The 19,288-nt window shown below is 45.3% G+C and carries 17 protein-coding genes and 2 tRNA genes; 7 read left to right on the top strand and 12 right to left on the bottom strand.

The features are described 5' to 3' along the window. Positions 1 to 82: 82 nt before the first annotated feature. Positions 83 to 2,503 (bottom strand): ATP-binding protein, encoded by a 2,421-nt coding sequence (locus AB4249_RS12560; protein ID WP_372103409.1) that lies wholly within the window; start codon positions 2,501 to 2,503, stop codon positions 83 to 85. Positions 2,504 to 2,944: 441 nt separating this feature from the next. Here AB4249_RS12560 and AB4249_RS12555 point away from each other — a divergent pair, with 441 nt between their 5' ends. Both AB4249_RS12555 and AB4249_RS12550 read left to right on the top strand, forming a co-directional pair. Further along, the gene (locus tag AB4249_RS12555; protein ID WP_017061293.1) at positions 2,945 to 3,502 is read left to right on the top strand and encodes a VC2662 family protein; all 558 of its coding nucleotides are present in this window, start codon (positions 2,945 to 2,947) and stop codon (positions 3,500 to 3,502) included. 254 nt (positions 3,503 to 3,756) lie between these two features. After that, a complete protein-coding gene (locus AB4249_RS12550; protein WP_017063163.1) occupies positions 3,757 to 5,235 on the top strand; it encodes a diguanylate cyclase in 1,479 nt (492 codons plus the stop codon). 65 nt (positions 5,236 to 5,300) lie between these two features. On the opposite strand, the gene AB4249_RS12545 is transcribed toward AB4249_RS12550, so the two are convergent. The 3 genes from AB4249_RS12545 to epmB all read right to left on the bottom strand — a co-directional run bounded on the left by AB4249_RS12545 (position 5,301) and on the right by epmB (position 7,476). Continuing rightward, entirely contained in the window at positions 5,301 to 5,789 is a 489-nt protein-coding gene (locus AB4249_RS12545; protein WP_004733333.1) for an MgtC/SapB family protein, read from the bottom strand. A gap of 105 nt (positions 5,790 to 5,894) precedes the next feature. Next, positions 5,895 to 6,440 carry a prepilin-type N-terminal cleavage/methylation domain-containing protein gene (locus AB4249_RS12540; protein ID WP_017067163.1) on the bottom strand — a complete coding sequence of 182 codons (546 nt, stop codon included), beginning with the start codon at positions 6,438 to 6,440 and terminating at the stop codon, positions 5,895 to 5,897. Positions 6,441 to 6,453: 13 nt separating this feature from the next. Then, positions 6,454 to 7,476, bottom strand: a complete 1,023-nt coding sequence (gene epmB, locus AB4249_RS12535) for an EF-P beta-lysylation protein EpmB (protein ID WP_372103406.1) — start codon at positions 7,474 to 7,476, stop codon at positions 6,454 to 6,456. A gap of 33 nt (positions 7,477 to 7,509) precedes the next feature. Between epmB and efp the strand changes: the two genes are divergently transcribed. Then, positions 7,510 to 8,076, top strand: a complete 567-nt coding sequence (efp, locus tag AB4249_RS12530; RefSeq protein ID WP_017067165.1) for an elongation factor P — start codon at positions 7,510 to 7,512, stop codon at positions 8,074 to 8,076. 302 nt (positions 8,077 to 8,378) lie between these two features. Here the strand turns inward: efp and frdD are convergent, their stop codons facing one another. The 4 genes from frdD to frdA are packed head-to-tail and all read right to left on the bottom strand — an operon-like array spanning position 8,379 to position 11,768. Continuing rightward, a complete protein-coding gene (gene frdD / locus AB4249_RS12525; RefSeq protein ID WP_017063167.1) occupies positions 8,379 to 8,765 on the bottom strand; it encodes a fumarate reductase subunit FrdD in 387 nt (128 codons plus the stop codon). A 12-nt stretch (positions 8,766 to 8,777) separates the two neighbouring features. Then, positions 8,778 to 9,161: a fumarate reductase subunit FrdC gene (frdC, locus tag AB4249_RS12520; protein WP_048607793.1), complete on the bottom strand. Its 384-nt coding sequence runs from the start codon at positions 9,159 to 9,161 to the stop codon at positions 8,778 to 8,780. Between the two features lies 1 nt (position 9,162). Beyond that, a complete protein-coding gene (locus AB4249_RS12515) occupies positions 9,163 to 9,927 on the bottom strand; it encodes a succinate dehydrogenase/fumarate reductase iron-sulfur subunit (RefSeq protein ID WP_009847917.1) in 765 nt (254 codons plus the stop codon). Then, positions 9,927 to 11,768: a fumarate reductase (quinol) flavoprotein subunit gene (frdA, locus tag AB4249_RS12510; protein WP_372103404.1), complete on the bottom strand. Its 1,842-nt coding sequence runs from the start codon at positions 11,766 to 11,768 to the stop codon at positions 9,927 to 9,929. The genes AB4249_RS12515 and frdA overlap by 1 nt, the downstream gene beginning before the upstream one ends. A 451-nt stretch (positions 11,769 to 12,219) precedes the next feature. On the opposite strand from frdA, the gene epmA reads away from it, so the two are divergent. Continuing rightward, on the top strand, positions 12,220 to 13,191 hold the full coding sequence (epmA, locus tag AB4249_RS12505) for an elongation factor P--(R)-beta-lysine ligase (RefSeq protein ID WP_372103401.1): 972 nt from the start codon (positions 12,220 to 12,222) through the stop codon (positions 13,189 to 13,191). 85 nt (positions 13,192 to 13,276) lie between these two features. Here epmA and AB4249_RS12500 read toward each other — a convergent pair whose 3' ends face one another. The 4 genes from AB4249_RS12500 to rsgA form a co-directional block, all read right to left on the bottom strand. After that, positions 13,277 to 14,164 (bottom strand): DMT family transporter, encoded by an 888-nt coding sequence (locus tag AB4249_RS12500; RefSeq protein WP_017071213.1) that lies wholly within the window; start codon positions 14,162 to 14,164, stop codon positions 13,277 to 13,279. A gap of 113 nt (positions 14,165 to 14,277) precedes the next feature. Then, positions 14,278 to 15,693, bottom strand: coding sequence for a DASS family sodium-coupled anion symporter (locus AB4249_RS12495; RefSeq protein WP_017061303.1), 1,416 nt, complete (start codon positions 15,691 to 15,693; stop codon positions 14,278 to 14,280). A 308-nt stretch (positions 15,694 to 16,001) separates the two neighbouring features. Continuing rightward, the gene (gene asd / locus AB4249_RS12490) at positions 16,002 to 16,922 is read right to left on the bottom strand and encodes an archaetidylserine decarboxylase (RefSeq protein ID WP_017063172.1); all 921 of its coding nucleotides are present in this window, start codon (positions 16,920 to 16,922) and stop codon (positions 16,002 to 16,004) included. A 125-nt stretch (positions 16,923 to 17,047) separates the two neighbouring features. Continuing rightward, on the bottom strand, positions 17,048 to 18,103 hold the full coding sequence (gene rsgA / locus AB4249_RS12485) for a small ribosomal subunit biogenesis GTPase RsgA (RefSeq protein WP_017061306.1): 1,056 nt from the start codon (positions 18,101 to 18,103) through the stop codon (positions 17,048 to 17,050). 150 nt (positions 18,104 to 18,253) lie between these two features. Here rsgA and orn point away from each other — a divergent pair, with 150 nt between their 5' ends. The 3 genes from orn to AB4249_RS12470 all read left to right on the top strand — a co-directional run bounded on the left by orn (position 18,254) and on the right by AB4249_RS12470 (position 19,184). Beyond that, positions 18,254 to 18,799 (top strand): oligoribonuclease, encoded by a 546-nt coding sequence (gene orn, locus AB4249_RS12480; protein WP_010434065.1) that lies wholly within the window; start codon positions 18,254 to 18,256, stop codon positions 18,797 to 18,799. A gap of 180 nt (positions 18,800 to 18,979) precedes the next feature. Then, positions 18,980 to 19,055, top strand: a tRNA-Gly gene (locus tag AB4249_RS12475). Between the two features lie 53 nt (positions 19,056 to 19,108). Next, positions 19,109 to 19,184: transfer RNA gene (locus AB4249_RS12470), tRNA-Gly, on the top strand. Positions 19,185 to 19,288: the final 104 nt, after the last annotated feature.

Raw genomic sequence — 19,288 nt, 5'->3', positions numbered from 1 at the left:
TTTTTGCTCTTAAGCCTTATTTATTCGCATCCCGTATCTGTATTTCAGCTTCACCATCCTCCTTTTTTCCAAAGCTCCTTGGTCAGCCTGCCTTGTGCGTAAACTGTTGTTCATCAATTTTTTGCAGCATCATGTCACGCTTAAATGGTTTTGGAAGATAATCGTTCATTCCACACTCGAAGCAACGTTTAATATCATCATCGAGCACGGATGCCGTTAAAGCGAGGATATGTGTTGCCTGAAGTTGCAGGTTTTCTTCATAGCGCCTGATTCGCTCTGTTGCCTCAAAGCCATCTACATTCGGCATCATGCAGTCCATCAAGATAAGGCCGATGTCTTGATGATGCTCTTTATATAAATCAATCGCTTCTTGTCCATCATTGGCAACCCAATATTCAATCCCTAACTTATCTAAATTGATACATACCACCTTCTGATTTACGCGGTTATCTTCAACTACGAGGACTTTTTGACGTACAGTCGCTTCTATCGGCTCAGGTTGATGTTGAGGGGGTTGTGGCTGTGACCTTTCAAGCACGGAGTTCAACATGCTACTTAAGCGGGAACCGAGCATAGGAAGAGTCACATAGCCTGAGATAAAATGACACTCACTCATAGGATCACTAAGATTATCTTTCACTATGATGATTTTCACCTCTGGTGCTAAGCGATGCAGTGTTTTGGCTTGGTTAATATCTTCCATCAAAGCGATCTCTGGGAGGTCAGTTGCCGCCAAGTTTGTTTCGATTGATTTTAGTTGTGGTGAGTAACCAAGGCGGAACAAGTCATCGAGTAAAAGTTTCGATGGCGCATCTGAATAATAGACAACGGTTTGTTTACGATTTTTATGTTCAGAATGATCTGATGGCACTACGGTTAATTGGAAATGAAAGCAACTGCCCACGTCTTTCTCTGACTCAACGTTTATCGAGCCTCCCATCATTTCCACCATACGTGACGAAATACTAAGCCCTAATCCGGTCCCCGCAATATTGGAGGTGATGTTGGTATCTTCTTGGCAAAACGCTTTGAAAATGTGCTCTTGTTGGTCTGCTGCGATACCAATACCCGTATCTCGAACAGAAAACTCGACCACACACTCTGTTTCCAATGATGGAAGCCGTTTAGCGGTGAATACGATAGAGCCTTGTTCTGTAAATTTGATCGCATTTGAGGCTAAATTCATCAACACTTGGCGAATTTTATTCCCATCAACATGAATGTACTCTGGGAGCTCGCCATCAATTTCAACTTCCAACTTAATCTGCTTTTGATAAGCTTTAGAAGAAATCAGAGTCACGCTATCAAACAGCAGCTCTCTTAAGTCTGTCGTATGTGGATTAATTTCCAGTTTACCCGATTCAATTTTGGACAGATCGAGAACATCGTTGATCAACATAAGTAAGGTTTGAGAAGAGGTATAGATAGTCCCAAGGCAGTCTTTCTGTTCTGCGGATAGTTTGGTTTCTGCCAGTATTTCTGACATACCAATCACGCCATTAAGCGGTGTCCGTATCTCATGAGACATATTGGCAAGAAAGGCACTTTTTGCACGGTTTGCTTGTCGTGCTTTCTCTTGTGAAACAATCAATTGAGTTTCAAGTTGACTGGCACGCCACACAACATAAAGCAGCACCAGTAACGTCACCCCTCCTAATGCGGCTGTCGATAAGTAGCTGTACAACTTTATCTGCGTCAGGCTCTCTGCGATCTGCTTGGGTGTTTCGGTGAAAAGTAAGTTGAGCTCATCTTCAACATGATAAATACTGCTGGTGAGTTCTCCTTTGAGGCCGCTATCAGAGCTGTACCCGACACTCTTTAACCCTCGCTGCAATCGCCAAAAGTGGCGTTTAAAATTATTAAACGAAGCTAATGCACTGATCGTTCGGGAATTCTGTTCTATTTCATCTTGGATTTTGAACAATGAATCGACAATCTTATCTAATGTTGTCTGATCAAAATCGGTAAAGAACTGATACATGAGATCTTGTGTTTCTAAAGTCAATTCTTCAAGCTGCACATTATTGGATTCATGTACGAAGCGCTCAAGTGTCAACGCTGCATTTTTTAGTTTCTCAATGAGCCCAATTTGGTCCCTCTTGCCATGTATGCTGACTAACTCAAGGGCTAATAATGTAAAGGCGGTGTGGTACTCGTCGAGATACTCGACAACTTTGGCATAATTAAAAGAAATATTGAGGTCGCTTCGTACGATTTTCCCATCGATCTCAGCCAGCTTTTCGATCAGCTGACTTCGCTTTATATTGAGTTGTTCTTGAATCTCTGGTTGCCTTGTGGAAACAAACTGCTGCTCTTGTCGTCTGACAGAGAGCATAACGCTATAAGCTTCAGAAAGACTGAGCTGGAGATTAATCATGTCCTGCTCTTTGTTCTTCAGAGCATGGCTAACATAGATATAGAGGCCTAAAAATAACACGATAGCCAAAAAACCACGCGAAATAATCGCTTTAATGGTCTGTTTATTCGTAGGTTCCTGAATCATGCTATTCCCACTGTTTCATATCGTTCTATTCCTATATTAGAATTTAGTTTATTTTCAGAATTTTACGAACATTAGTTTTTGAATACCTGAGGTCTGTTGAGCTTTTATCAATAAATTTTTTAGGATGACATCGCTTTAGATGCGGCAATAAGTGTGTGGGCTATAAGCTTGTGAAACATGTTGATTTTCTCGCCTAGATTTTTGTTTGGAATAATAAGCGTTAGAGCGGAGGTTTCGGTCTCTGTTTTTTTTGCTTTTCGCATCTCGTTCACTCGAATCCCGCATCTGCTCTTAACCATTGCTCTTTATGATTTAGCGGCTTATATTCAACAGTACAGTTATTACATTGATTTAACATGGGTAGCTGTTGAATAAAGGACAATAAATGCTTGATTAAAAATGGATTAATCAAGTGAACAATAAGTCAGTGGAGACTCCCCAATGAAAAAACTACTTTCAGTACTTGCTGTGTCTGCAGCAGTAATGGCACCGGCGGCATTTGCCTCTTCGCCTGTTATGTTTTCAACGATCAATGGCTTCAACGCACCTGACTCAGATGCTGTTGGCGGTGTGCGCTTGGCTTTACTTCACGGACAAGTGAACGACCTTAAAGGTCTTGATCTTGCTGTTGTTGGTATGTCTGAGACGCAAACGACCACAGGTGTGAACCTGGGTATTTTGGGTGCATCAAAAGTGAACCAAGAAATGACCGGTGCATCTCTAGGTTTCTTCAACTGGAACACGGGTAAAACAACGGGTGTTAACCTTGGTGCTGTGAACATTACTAATGATGTGAAAGGCGCGAACGTGAGTTTCGTCAACTACTCAGAAGGTAACACTATGGTTGATGTTGGCGCTGCGAACCTTTCAGAAGTGTCTACGGTTCAGGTTGGTATCTTCAACAAAACCAACAAAATCGAAGGCGTACAAGTTGGTCTGATCAACTGTGCTGACAACGGTTTCTTCCCGTGCTTCCCGATTGTAAACTTTGCTAAATAACGCTGTCGTTTAGCCTTTGGTTCTACGGTTGGCGAGCAACGTTCAGTTAATGCATTAGCTTTTAGTTACGCATACGCGATTAAAGACTAAGCCTATCAACGCCTAAACCCTTGTTTGGGCGTTATTACATTCAATTCTACTTCCACGATAAACTTCTCAAATTACCTAATAAGCATGTTGTTTTATATTTGTTGTTGCGTGTTTGAATTTATAGGTACAATGTGTGATAAATTCCCAATGATGATTTATATGCTTTGATTAACCACCATACCGTCGATTTTAAAAAGGCTTTCTTAGGCCTGACCGCCAGTTTTTTAGTAGTTTTGAGCTTGTTGCTCGTTGATTCAGCGGAAGAATCAGATAAACAGTATGGAATGGAAAACCAAGGCGTAACACGCTCTTTAGCGGAGCTCACACAGATCATAAATGCGCTTGAGTACAACATCACTGCGCTTTATCCACTGCATGGGGATACCTACGTATTCTCGCATGACAAAAAGATCGAGGGTGAGACGTGTTACTTCACCAGTGAGGAGCAACATGCCCCTCGTTTTGATTTTATGTTCTCTGGCCCTCGCGAGATGTGCAACCCGGAATCGGACCTTTATACCGAAGCGGGTAAGCGCCTGTTCATCGCGCCGACCATGGCTTATTTTGCCAATACCATTGATACCATCTCTGCGATTTATTTCATTTCAAAAGAGAAATTCATTATCTCTTCGCCTTCTGATTTTGCCAGTTACATTAAGGGCGACACCTTTGATTCGGTTGTGAATAGCAGGCCTTATTGGGTGAACACGATTCGCTTTGGCTTAGCTCAAGGGCAAGACCAAGTGGTGTATACCGGCCAATATGATGACTACCTGACAGGTCAGAAAGTGGTGACCTTAACCAAAGGAATCTACGTTAATGGTGAGTTTAAAGGGGTGTTGGGTGTCGATGGTTATGTCTCGAACCTAGTATCGAACCCTACCCATGGCTATAAAGTCACCAGTACTCGAGGCGCAAACAAATACGGGTTTATGGATTTTACGTATTCCAAGCCTCTGTATGTTGATGACATTAACACCCAGCTATATCTGAGTATTGAAGAAGATAAGAGCGAGCACTTTCTGCATGTATTGGAGATGGAGAAGATTCAGCTTTCGATACTGTTGGTTTTGTATCTGCTCTCGGTTTTATGGCTATGGCGCTTCTATACAAGACAAGAGCACCAGCGTTTAAATGAGCTAGCAATGCGCGACCCATTAACGGGCTTGCTGAATCGACGTGGTTTTGAGGCTCGATTACTGGCGCAAGATGAAGAGCCGATTATTGGTGTTGGCGTGTTTGATATCGATGATTTCAAAGTCGTTAATGATCAGCATGGCCATAAAGTGGGGGACGAGGTGATTTGCCATGTTGCTCGGTTGATGCTGAACAGCGTTAGACAGCAAGATATCGTGGCTCGATTTGGTGGCGAAGAGTTTGTTGTCGCGATTACGGGTGAATCGTCTGAGTTGCTTTCATCGATCTTTGAGCGAATTCAAAACGACATTAGCCTACAGAGTTATCGATGCCCTACGGGTGACAAGATTAGTATCTCAGTGTCTGGTGGCGCGACGCTTTACTCTTTGTATAAGTTCGACAGCGTAGGGCACTTGTGGGAAAACCAGAGTATTCGTTCGTCTGATGAGCAGCTCTATAAGGCAAAGGCTGCGGGTAAGAATCAGGTGTGTATTCAGGTGTATTAATTAGTTGGATACACAAAGGCCTAGTCGTGTGACTAGGCCTTTTTAATGTCTGTTTCAGGTTGAGGTTACTTCTTCACGCGGCCTTTTCTCATCCACTTCTGATGCACACCACGACGCAGGCTCTGGAAGCTGTTTTCCACTTTATCGACACCAAGCAGAATCACTAGCGCCATTAGCGTGATAATGACCGATTGGGAAAGATGCCCTAGTGCGATCATCATACCTAATGCTGCGAGTACCCAGATAATTGCGGCTGAAGTCACGCCATGAATCTTGCCATCCAGTGTCATCATTACACCAGCCCCAAGAAATCCAACACCCGTAATTATCTGACCAAGCACACGAGCTTGATCGAGTGTGTTAGGGGAAAGGCTAATCGCCATCGTAAGGAAGAAATAGGTACCACTGATGATCAGAATCGATGTTCTGATCCCTACCGGTTTACCGCGTGTTTGCCTTTCGATTCCGATTAAAGAACCACACAGCATGCATGCAGCGAGGCCTGCCCAGCTAAAGGGGGCAAGGTTGAGAGTTTGTTCTATAAATTGTGACATATCACCCCTCCTAAAAATTTAGAATAGAGCCGAGTATGCTAATAATAGACCGGACGATCGAACAAAAACTTTTTGTCTTAACGATTGATAAAGATTACTTAAAACCTAGCAGCCGCTTGTTGTTAAGGTGAAGGCTGGTGTCGTGGTCTCTGTCGCTTCTTGGTACTCAAGGTAGCAGTTATCAGCCTGTTTTTTTCGGCTAGAAGGCGCATAAAGAATAATGCCATCATTCGCATCTGTGTTGGTAAAGAACCAGTCAGCTCGACCCGTATCCCAAACAGCATCTAGAAAGGTTGATTCGATGAGCTGTGACCAAGTTTGATCGTTCATCGCTGCAGGATAACCATAGACGACTGAGATATTGTCACCCTCAACATTAATCGATGCGCTAGCTGCTTTATCTAAGCCCAATGCTGATGTCTTACCATAAAGCATAGCACTTGCGCCCTCCATTCCGCCTTTAAGGCCGTTTAATGTCGAGATACGAGCATCGGTTTGAAGGTTGAGGAACTTAGAAGCTGCAGTGACCGACACAATACCTAGAATCACGATCACCACGACCAGCTCGATGATGGTGAAACCTCTTGAGCTGAACCTAAGCGCTGGTTGAGATGTGGTTGCTGGTGGAGCAACTGAGGTATTGTGTTTCATTGATACAACTTCTCTATTCAATGTGTAGGTCGAGCGGTGTCTTGCTGCTGCGTCCGCCAATCTCACGGGTTAACTTAGGTACTAGGTAGCCAGAAACCTCAGAGATTAATCCTTTAAAGTGATGCTTCGCCTCTTCATCTGAAATATAGAAGTGCGCTGCGCCCTGAACCTTATCAAGTACATGCATATAGTAAGGTAAAATACCGGCGTCGAATAGCTTTTCGCTTAATTCTTTCAATGAGTTAGCGCTGTTGTTTACGCCTTTAAGCATCACGCCTTGGTTGAGCAGAGTAGCACCACTTAACTTAAGCTTGTGGAAAGCTTGTTTGAGCTCTAAGTTAATTTCGTTGGCATGGTTAATATGGCTCACCATCACCACATTAAGGCGAGTTTGAGCTAACAATTGGCATAGTTCATCCGTTACTCGAGCGGGAATCACAACCGGTAATCGGCTATGAATTCGAACTGTTTTCACATGTGGAATTTGTGCGATAGCATGAATTAGCCACTCTAGTTCGCTGTCTTTTGCCATCAGTGGATCGCCACCCGACAAGATAACTTCGTTGATCTCTGGGTGAGCCGCCACATAGTCGAGACTGGTTTGCCAAACCGACTTCGAGCCCTTGTTATCTTGGTAAGGGAAGTGACGACGGAAGCAGTAGCGGCAGTTAATCGCACAACCGCCTTTTACAATCATCAGTGCACGATTTTTGTATTTGTGCAGTAAGCCCGGAATTGCATTTTCTTGTTCTTCCAAAGGATCGGCGGAATAGCCTTGGTGTACCTCAAACTCTTCGCTTAGCGGTAAAATTTGTCGTAGCAATGGATCGTGTGGGTTGCCTTTTTCCATTCGTTCGACAAAGCTAAGAGGTACCCGAAGTGCAAATAACTCACGAGCAGCGAAGCCTGCTTGCCATGGTGTTGGGTCTATTTCCAATGCCTCAAGCAGTTTTGTCGGGTCAGAGATCGCATTCGATAGTTGTTTGAGCCAGTTTTGCTCAACAGATTCGACTTTTCGGGTTATGATATGCGGCATTGAAATTAACTCAAAGATGTGGAAGAGAAAATCATGGCGTCAGTAAGCACCAATGAATTCAAAGGCGGTTTAAAATTCATGATGGATAACGAGCCTTGCTCAATTATCGAAAATGAATACGTTAAGCCAGGTAAAGGCCAAGCGTTTAACCGTGTTAAACTTCGTAAACTGCTGTCAGGCAAAGTGTTAGAGAAAACATTTAAGTCAGGCGATACAGTAGAACTAGCGGACGTTGTAGACGTTGAACTAGGCTACCTATACAGCGATGGCGAATTCTACCACTTCATGAACAACGAAACATTCGAGCAAATCGCTGCTGATGCAAAAGCAGTAGGCGAGACTTCTAAATGGTTAGTTGAAAACGACGTATGTACTCTAACGTTGTGGAATGATAACCCTATCACAGTAACTCCACCAAACTTTGTTGAGATCGCAGTAACAGAAACCGATCCTGGCCTTAAAGGCGACACACAAGGTACTGGCGGTAAGCCTGCAACTCTAGCAACTGGCGCGGTAGTTCGCGTACCTCTATTCATCGCAATCGGTGAAGTTGTTAAAGTTGATACTCGTACTGGCGAATACGTTGGTCGTGTGAAGTAATTGACTTCAAGTATCTGAAAAAGGTCGCTTAGGCGGCCTTTTTTTGTATCCCAAGATCAGATTCGCGTAAACGAGATGCGGGATGCGGGATGCGGGATGCGAGATACGAAGAGCTGGAAGAGCAGATATGTGTGAACGAGATGCGAGATACGAAAAGCAGGAAGATCAGAGCCGAGTCAGAGAGATAAGATATTCAACAAATAACAAAAAAGCAGAGCTGGATAACCTAGCTCTGCTTTCGCTTTTCTGCTTTTAAGCTCTTCGATACTCGATTACTCGAATCCCGAATCTGCTCTTAACTCTTAAATCATAAAGATGAAAATAACAGATAACGCGCTGATTAGGCCTGCAACGAAGTAGCAGCCAACTTTACCCGCAACACCGACATGGAACTTAAGGTCGTGCATGCCGTGGTGAAGACGGTGCATTGCGTGCCACATTGGCAGTGCTAGCGTACCGATGATGAATAGCGCACCGATAATGCTGGTGGCGAATTCAGACACACGCTCGTAGCTCATTGCGTCCGCATCGATGATGCCCATTGGCACTAAGATACCTAACACTAGAACCGTGATTGGTGTGATCATCGCAAACCAAGTACCGCCAGCGCCAAATAGGCCCCACCAGATTGGCTCATCAGAGCGTTGTGGGTTGTGGTTAACAGGTTTTACTTTGTAATTTGTGTTCATAACGAAAGCTCCTTACACCACAACAAGAACGATTAAAGAAATAAAAGCCACCGCTGCCCACTGGGTCAGTACGATGATTCTTTTATCTACCAATTTGCCTTTAAGGCGGATTGGCATTACTTGAGGCATCATGCTGAAGAAGGTCTGAGCGTGCAGTAAGCTGCCTAGCAGTGCCACGATGTTGATACCAACAACGATAGGGTTAGCCATAAAGCTCAACCAACCAGCCCAAGCTTCAGGGCCTTTCACTAGTGCACCCAAACCGAAGGTTAGGAACAGAGTGAATAGAATCAAAGGCAGTACAGTCGCTTCACGTAGCATGTAGAAGCGGTAGAACGGATGGTTGCTCCACCACGTTCTCTTCATCTCACGAACATAAGGCTTACGATTGCTCATATTATGCCTCCTCTGCTGTTTTTACTTGCGATCCGTCTGGCTTGAACATCGAGATAACGAAGTCCATTGAAGACTCAACTTTGCCTTGGTTTACTGCCGCTGCTGGGTCTACTTTCTTCGGACATACGTCAGAACAGTAACCTACAAACGTACAGCCCCAAGCGCCATTGTCGCCATTGATAAGCTTCATACGTTCGGCTTTACCATTGTCACGGCTATCTAGGTTGTAGCGGTGAGCAAGAGCAAGTGCCGCAGGGCCGATGAACTCAGGGTTTAGACCAAACTGAGGACATGCTGCGTAACACAAACCACAGTTGATGCAGCCAGCGAACTGTTTGTATTTCGCCATTTGCTCTGGAGTTTGGATGTTTGTGCCGTCTTCTGGCTTACGGTCGTTACCGATGATGTAAGGCTTGATCGCTTCAAGGCGCTCGATGAACGGCGTCATGTCGACAATCAAATCTTTTTCGATTGGGAAGTTAGCCAAAGGCTCAATTTTGAAGCCGTTTGGATAATCACGTAAGAAGCTCTTACACGCCAGTTTTGGCACGCCATCAACCATGATGCCGCAAGAACCACAAATCGCCATACGACAAGACCAACGGTAAGACAGGTCTTTATCTAGGTTGTCTTTGATGTAACCGATCGCATCAAGTACTGACATGGTTTCATCAAATGGCACTTCAAAGGTTTGAAAGTGAGGTTCTGCATCGTGCTCAGGGTCATAACGCAGGATTTCAATTTTTTGGATTCGATTCGCTGACATTATGCTTGCTCCTCTTCGCTCTTCTTCGCATTCTCTTCTGCTGCTTTTTCAGCGGCAGCGGCTTTCTCTGCAGCTTCACCGTACAGACGAGCTTTAGGTTGAGATTTAGTAATCTTAACGCCGCTGTAGTCGATGGTTGGTGCTGCATCTTCGTTGTAGAAAGATAGAGAGTGTTTCAGGAAGTTCACGTCATCACGTTCTGTGCAGTTGTCGTCTAGACGTTGGTGTGCACCGCGAGACTCTTTACGAAGAATCGCTGAGTGGACCATCGCTTCTGCAACTTCAAGGCCGTAACCCACCTCGATAGCGTAAAGTAGGTCAGTGTTGAACACTTTGCCTTTGTCTTTAATGCTGATCTTCTTGTAGCGAGCTTTCAGTTCAGTGATTTTGTCGATGGTCTTTTGCATCAAGTCTTCTTGACGGTAGATACCACAACCCGCTTCCATGGTGTGACCCATTTCAGTACGGATGTCAGCCCAGTTCTCGTCGCCTTCTTGAGCCAAGATGCCTGCGATGCGCTCTTCAACCGCTTTCACTTGCTTAGCGATAGACTCTTCGTTCCAGCCTTTGAATTCAGCAGCGCGTTTCACTGCTTCTTCACCAGCAACGCGGCCAAATACTACGAACTCAGCCAGTGAGTTAGAACCTAGGCGGTTTGCACCGTGTAGGCCAACTGAAGCACATTCACCAACGGCGAATAGGCCTTTAATACGAGTTTCACAGGTACCGTTAGTCTCAATACCACCCATGGTGTAGTGAACGGTTGGACGAATTGGGATTGGCTCTTTTGCTGGGTCTACGTTTACGTACGCTTTTGCTAGCTCACAGATGAACGGTAGACGCTCTTGCAGGTACTCTTCACCAAGGTGGCGAAGGTCAAGGTGCACGACATCACCAAGTGGGTGCTTGATGGTGTTGCCTTTCTGCTGCTCGTGCCAGAATGCTTGAGAAACTTTGTCACGTGGACCCAGTTCCATGTATTTGTTTTTCGGCTCGCCCACTGGAGTTTCAGGGCCCATGCCGTAATCTTGCAGGTAACGGTAGCCGTTCTTGTTGACGATGATACCGCCTTCACCACGACAACCTTCGGTCATCAAGATGCCAGTGCCCGGTAGGCCTGTTGGGTGGTATTGAACGAACTCCATATCACGCAGTGGTACACCGTGGCGATAAGCCATTGCCATACCGTCGCCAGTTACGATGCCGCCGTTGGTATTACAGTGGTAAACACGACCTGCGCCGCCGGTTGCTAGAACAACAGATTTTGCTTTGATGGTAACAAGCTCACCTTCAGACATGTGAATCGCGATTAGGCCTTGTACTTCGCCATCTTCAACGCCGCTCTGGTTTTCTACGAGAAGGTCCACCACAAAGTACTCATCAAATCGTTTGATTGTGTCGTACTTCATCGAAGTCTGGAACAGAGTATGAAGCATGTGGAAGCCGGTTTTATCCGCTGCGAACCACGTTCTCTCTACTTTCATACCGCCGAATCGGCGTACGTTTACTTCACCGTTTTCTTTACGACTCCATGGGCAGCCCCATTGTTCCATTTGGATCATTTCGCGAGTCGAGTTTTCAACAAAGTATTCAACAACATCCTGTTCACATAGCCAGTCGCCACCGCCAACAGTATCGTTGAAGTGATTATCTAGGCTATCTTCGTCTTTAATTACCGCTGCTGAACCGCCTTCTGCTGCCACCGTGTGCGAACGCATTGGGTAAACTTTAGAAATCAGTGCTACTTCCAGTTCAGGATTAGCTTCAGCCGCAGCAATAGCTGTACGAAGACCAGCGCCGCCTGCGCCGATGACTGCGATATCTGTGGTAATTGTCTTCACAGTTATTCTCCAGTGTGATGCGGAGTATTCCGCTTGTTATTATAAAAAGCCTATTTAGGAGGTTCTAAATCGTAGGAACCATTTAGCGCCCCTAAGCCTTAAGTGGTAGGTTCAGTGTAAGAGAGGAAGGTATTCGAAAAGTTGATGCATTTGGGTTTTTAGGTCGGTAATGCATATGGAGGCATAGAAATTATAGGTTATGTGACTGCAATCACGGCAATGAATTGTTGATAACGTTTAACCCACAGGGTGGGTGTTAACGGCTTGTTGAGTATGATTTTTGTTATCAATGTTGATGTGAAATCTGTATTGATAATTGTATTGTAGAACGTAATTTTCTGGCTTCATTAAAACAACATTTTGCTTTCACGAATAGAAAGATAGAAGCTTACAAAAGCGATGAAAGGTGGTAATTTTCGTCGCCTAGAATTCAGTAATATGGAACTCAATAATGCACTCTACATGGCAACCGGCCGCAACCATTAAACAGTTAAAGCAACGTGCTGATATCCTTAATCAAATTCGTCAGTTCTTTGCTGAGCGAAACGTGATGGAAGTGGATACGCCTGCGATGAGCCACGCCACGGTGACGGACGTGCATTTGCATACTTTCAAAACTGAATTCGTAGGGCCGGGTTATGCGCACGGTCAGCCTCTGTTCTTTATGACTAGCCCTGAGTTTCATATGAAACGTCTATTAGCGGCGGGCAGTGGCTGTATTTACCAAATTTGTAAGTCTTTCCGTAACGAAGAAAATGGCCGTTACCACAACCCTGAGTTCACCATGTTGGAGTGGTATCGCGTTGGCTTTGATCACCATGACCTGATGGATGAAATGGATTTGCTGTTACAGCAGGTACTTAAATCGGGCTCAGCAGAGCGAATGACTTACCAACAAGCCTTTATTGACGTGTTAGGTGTGTGTCCACTGGAAGATTCGATGGCTACGCTAAAGCAAGCCGCAGCAAAACTTGGGCTCAGCGACATTGCAGATCCAGAACAAGACCGTGACACCTTGCTGCAGTTGCTGTTTAGTATTGGGGTTGAAGCGAAGATAGGGCAACAAGTCCCTGCGTTTGTTTATGACTTTCCGGCTTCACAAGCGGCATTAGCCAAGATTAACCCGAATGACTCGCGAGTAGCCGATCGCTTTGAGGTGTATTTCAAAGGCATTGAATTGGCAAACGGCTTCCATGAACTAGACAAGCCACAAGAGCAGCTCAAGCGCTTTGAAGATGACAATGCCAAACGTATTGAGATGGGCTTATCGCCTCAACCGATTGACCATCACTTGATTGAGGCATTAAAAGCGGGCTTACCAGACTGTGCGGGTGTTGCTTTAGGTATTGATCGTCTGATCATGCTGGTGTTAGGTTATGACCACATCGATGACGTGACGGCTTTTCCTTTCCCACGTTCTTAACTTTTTGCTTTTGTTTTTACTGAGAGTGAATAGTCATTAGCTATTCACTCTCAGTTTCCAATCAGCTGCCAATTAACTTCACTAGCTAGCTGACTAGAATACCAGTACCCACTACGGCAACAATGGCACCGATCCAAGCGTAGGCATTTGGTCTCTGTTTGGTGTACAGCCAAAGTATTGGTAACAACATGATAGGTGTGGTTGAAGACAACAGAGCAACCATGCCGACATTTCCTTCTTGCAGTGCATACAAGATCAGCGTCATTCCCACCGCCATAGCAAGAAAGCCGTTCACTGCGGTAATCGCGAATATTTGACCATTCATCGGGTTAATTGCGCGTGAGAGCTTGGCACCCGTTAAGCGAAATGCGGAGTGAGCAACAAAAGCGGTGATCATACGAATTGCTGAAGCGGCAACAGGGTCTATGCTGGTTTGCATCACGGGTTTTGCGATGATCCCACCTAATGCTTGGCAGATAGCCGCTGTGATTCCGAGAGCTACACCAATCCACACGGTGCCCTTGATGGTTTCGAGTTGGTTGTTGGCTTGTCCTCGACGACCAAAGAATATCGCGGTTAATACACCACTGAACACCAAAGCCGAGCCAATCAGCTCCACCGAAGTCATGCTTTCGCTAAATAGGAAGTAACCAAGAATTGCCGAGAACACGGCGTGACAAGAGAACAGCAAACCTGCTTGGCGCGGTCCCATTCTGTTCAAACAAGCAAATAGGGCGGTATCACCAATGAAGATGCCAATTAGCCCAGACAGCATCATCGGCGTGACTAGGTCTGCTTCGACCGTTGACCAGCCACCAGTAAACCAAGCCATGCTCGATAAGATGATAGCAGTGCAACCCATGCGCCAACGGCTATAGGCGAAAGAACCTAAGTGTTGAGCAGGCTTTACTGACATCAGGCTCGCGATAGCCCAAAGAAAAGCGGCAGCAAGAGCCAACCATTCGAATCCCATTGAAGTGTACGTCCGTGTCAAAATGTAGAAGTGGGGGATTCAATATGCACTAAACCTTCCAGATAGCAAAGACGTGATTACTATCTGGAAGGGCATTAGTAGGGATTAACGTACTAGGTGATGATAAACAGGGCGAGGTAAACCATCAGCAAGCCCACAATACCTAAGATGATGCCCATCTTCGCCATGTCTTTGCTTTCGATAAGCCCGGTCGAGTAGGCCAGTGAGTTTGGTGGTGTCGATACGGGCAGAATCATGCCAAGTGACGCAGAGAAGGCGACCACAACCAGCAAGCCTTGCAGACCACCAATCGCAACTAGGCTTTCCATGGAAGCACCAATTGCAGCGGCTATCGGCATCAGCAAGTTGGCCGTCGCAGTGTTTGACATGAAGTTCGCCATTAACCAACACACGATAGACAATGTCAGTACCACAGCTGCAGGTGAGAGCGATTCATAGTCAATTGCGTGTGCGAGTGCAGCGGCTAAGCCTGTTTTATCTAAGCCAATACCAATCGCAATACCACCTGCGACCAGCCACAACACATCCCAGTTAATCAGCTTGAGCTCTTCTTTACCCATGATGCCAGTGAGCGTAAACACAGCCAATGGAATGATAGACACGACATAGGTGTTCATGCCATGCAGTTTGGTGGTCATCCACAATAAGATTGTCGCAGCGAAGGTGATGTAAACCACAATCGCTCGCCAGCTCTTTCTAAATTGTCCATCGAGCTTGAGCACCATGTTTCTTTCTTTAGAAGGGAAGAGTTTTTGTAGAAGAAACCAAGCGATGGTGAGTTGGATGATCACAAAGGGTAAGCCCATCATCATCCAGCTGAGGAAGTCGATGGTATTTTCACCCGTTAGGTATTGCAGCGCGATGGCATTGGGCGGTGTACCGATTGGGGTTGCGATACCGCCAGTATTGGCAGCAATTGGAATACACAACACGAGCGCTTTGATACCCATATCGCCTTTTGGTGCAGATGCCACGATAGGGCCGAGCAGCGCAAGCATCATTACCGTCGTTGCGGTATTTGACATGAACATTGAGAACACGGCGGTGATCAGCATTAAGCCGAGCATAATGAAGCGCGGCTCTGTACCAAATGGTTTGAGAAGCACTCGAGCTAGGTTGTTATCGAGTTCGTACTTGGATGCGGATATCGCAAGAGCAAAGCCACCCATGAAAAGGATGATGATTGGTGATGAAAATGCACCGAAGATGTCGGTATATTTGATTAACTCACCGAGATCGTGCCCCGCTGGTGGATTTCTAAATAGGTGTAAACCTTTATCAGATATCATCACCAGTTCAAGCGCAATGATCAAAATGGAAGTGGCGAATACCGGAACAGGTTCAAGCACCCACAGCAGGGCTGCTAATAAGAATATCGCCAACAGGCGGTGTTGAATCAGCGTGAGATCATCGATTGGTATTGAATCTATCGGCATGAATAACACGCCTAAGGGAATCGCAAAACAAATCAACAGCTTGACCAGAACGCCAACATTGAGTTTAGGCATGTACAAAGACCCTATAAATAAAATATCTTCAAATAGAGTAAGTTATCTGGATTTCTGGTACTTGGAGACGGGTTGGAAAATCAAAAAGTTGTTTAAGGTTTCGACAGTTGTTTTGTTTTTGGTCAATCTTTTATCTGGGCAATTAGAGACAAGAGTGAGAAGCATCAGGTGGCTGGGCAGGGTTTGAAAGATTGAGTTGTTAGAGCTTGAGTAGCAAATGAATCGGTAGAGTTAAGAAAAAGGCGCGTTCTTCTCTGAAATAGAAAAAGTAACGCGCCTTGAAAGCTTAAATGAGTTAACTCAAATTGTTAAGCTTGGTCAGTGTTCTCAGCAGAATCGGTAACAACATCGTCATTTGCTTGCGCTTCTTTGCCAGCAATGTGCGCGAAAGGTGTACCAAGAACCGTTTTCTCGCCATTTTGCATAGTGTCGTCAAACTTGATCGCATCTTTAGCGAACAGGTTGATAACGGTTGAACCAAGCTTAAAGCGGCCCATCTCTTCGCCTTTCTTCAAGATGATTGCTTTGTCACCTTGTGCAGGGTAATCCCATTTGTAAACCGAGTTACCACGAGGTGGGGTGATGGTACCTGCCCATACTTGCTCGATGCTACCTACGATCGTTGCGCCAACCAGCACTTGTGCCATTGGGCCAAATTCCGTATCGAAGATACAAACGACACGCTCATTACGTGCGAATAGGTTTGGAACGTTTTCTGCCGTTAACGGGTTAACTGAGAAAAGGTCACCTGGAACGTAGATCATCTGGCGCAGTGTGCCGTCGCATGGCATGTGCACGCGGTGGTAATCACTTGGAGACAGGTAAAGCGTTGCGAATTCACCGTCTTTAAATTCATCCGCTAGCGCAGCATCACCACCCAATAGCTCGCGAGCTGAGTAGTTATGGCCTTTCGCTTGAATCAGTTGACCGTCAGTAATTGGGCCAAATTGGCTCACACGTGCATCTGCAGGGTGAACAATAACAGACTCACCTTCAGCGATAGGACGCATGCCTTCTTTCAATTCACGCACGAAGAATTCATTGAATGTTTTAAAGTGTTTTGGATCGCTATGCAGAGCTTCATCCATGTTCACTTTGTATTGCTTGATGAACCAGTTGATGATCGCTGTCGTTAAGCCGCCCGCTTTAGCAGACGCAAGTTTGCCGACTAGGCGAGTTAATCCATGTTGTGGAATCCAGTACTGCAATCCAACTTTAATCTTATCCATTGTATTAATTTTCCAATGCTAATTGTTTTTCAATTAAATCTGTCGATGACGGTTTAGGGCGCGAGATGTTACTTAAATTCGCGCCAATTGTCAGTAAATGCACACATTTGTTCACAAAAACGCGATTAGAGATCGGCTTTTTTGTTGCGTGAATACTGACGGTTATCTTTGTTACTCGCCATGCTTTCAATGATGCGGTGGTAGTTGTCGAAACGTAATCGACTGATCTTTCCGTTTTCTACCGCTTCGCGCAGGATGCAGCCTGGGTCATCAATGTGTTTACAGTCACGGAACTTACAACCGCCAAGGTAAGGCTTGAACTCGATAAAGGCTTCAGTGATTTCGTCGGCCTCTAGGTGCCATAGGCCGAATTCACGCACTCCTGGTGAATCAATCAGATCACCACCAGAAGGGAAGTGGTATAAACGAGCTGCCGTGGTTGTGTGCTGACCAAGACCTGAGTTCTCAGAGACTTCGCCTTCTTCAATGTCTAGCGTAGGCATTAATGCATTCACTAGGCTTGATTTACCCACACCCGATTGACCAACAAAGATGTTGATACGGTCTTTGAGTTCAGCTTCCAGCTCTTTGATGCCGTAGCCAGACTCTTTACTCACGAACATCACTTTATAGCCGATCTTCTCGTACTCTTTAAGTGTTTCACGGTATTCAGCAATCTGCTCATCAGTCAGTAGATCGACCTTGTTCAGTACAACAAGCGGCGCGATGTTTACCGTTTCTGAAGCAATTAGGTAACGGTCGATAATATTAAGTGATAGCTCTGGTAGCACAGCCGATACGATAACCATTTGGTCGACGTTCGCAGCTACTGGCTTTAGGCCATCGTAGTAATCAGGGCGAGTCAGCATTGAAGTTCTCGGCTCAACCGCTTCCACAACGCCAGAAATACCGGCCATTGATTCTAAGCCTGCGCGCCAAGTCACTCGGTCACCAGAAACTAAAGTCTCGATACTACGGCGTAAGTTACAACGATGAACTTCGTTAGTTTCAAGATCTTCGATATCAGCATGTTGGCCAAAGCGCGTAATCACGAGTCCGCTTTTGGTTCCGCCAAGCATGTTCTCATCCCATTGGATAGAATCTTCTTTCTTGAGTCGCTTGTTCTGGTTGCTACGTACACGACGTACTTGACCTTTGGTTAACTTCTTTTTTTTAGCCACAATTTTTCACTTAACACATCTAACTTGATGATTGGGGACTCAAACAGGATGTTGCTGGTACCACGTGATTTCGATGGTCCTAAAGCTAGTTTGAGTATAGTTATTTGGGTATAGTACCTCTTTTACACATAAACAAATAGGCGACGCCTTATGTCCTTTAGCGATCAGAACCTTATTTGGGTTGATCTAGAGATGACAGGACTTGATCCTGAAACTCATAAAATCATTGAAATTGCTACTATCGTTACTGATAGTGAGCTTAACATCCTGGCTGAAGGACCTGTTTTGGCTATTCACCAACCTCAGAGTGAATTGGACAAGATGGACGAGTGGTGTACAACGACTCACACTGGCAGCGGCCTCGTGAAGCGAATTCAAGAAAGCACGGTTTCAGAGCAAGATGCCATCCAACAAACCATTGAGTTTCTTGAAAAATGGGTACCAAAAGGTAAGTCACCAATTTGTGGCAACAGCATTGGTCAAGACCGTCGTTTCCTATACAAGCACATGCCAGAGTTAGAAGAGTACTTCCACTACCGCTATGTTGACGTAAGCACTCTGAAAGAGCTGACTCGTCGTTGGAAACCTGAAGTGTTAGATGGTTTTTCTAAGTCGGGAAGTCACCTTGCGTTAGACGATATTCGAGAGTCGATCGCCGAGCTGCAGTACTACCGAAAAACGATTATTAACATCTAGTCGAATAAAATGATCACGTTTATCTAACTTTTCAGGGACATAAGAGCCGTTTTTTTTGCAAATCTGTGTGCTTTTACAGCAGTTGAGTAAAAAGTTTCGTAATTTTGCATTAAGGACTTGCATCACAAAAAAATGCTCTTATAATTCGCAGCCCTGAACGGAGAAAGACGTTTTCAGATTGCGATACTAGCTCAGTTGGTAGAGCGCAACCTTGCCAAGGTTGAGGTCATCGGTTCGAACCCGATGTATCGCTCCAATTTGTAGGTTACGGCGAAAGCGGTAATCGAAAGGTGAAAGACCTTTTATAATGCGATACTAGCTCAGTTGGTAGAGCGCAACCTTGCCAAGGTTGAGGTCATCGGTTCGAACCCGATGTATCGCTCCAAATTCTCTCTCACGCTTTATGCTGAAGATGAAAATGGTTTAGTCTCATTGTCTTAAACAATGCATCCGGACGCGGGATGGAGCAGTTTGGTAGCTCGTCGGGCT

The organism is Vibrio sp. 10N.261.55.F4 (assembly GCF_041470465.1).
Lineage (GTDB): Bacteria > Pseudomonadota > Gammaproteobacteria > Enterobacterales > Vibrionaceae > Vibrio > Vibrio crassostreae_C.
Note: the sequence above shows the minus strand (reverse complement) of the source record. Positions and strands in the feature narration are given on the sequence as shown.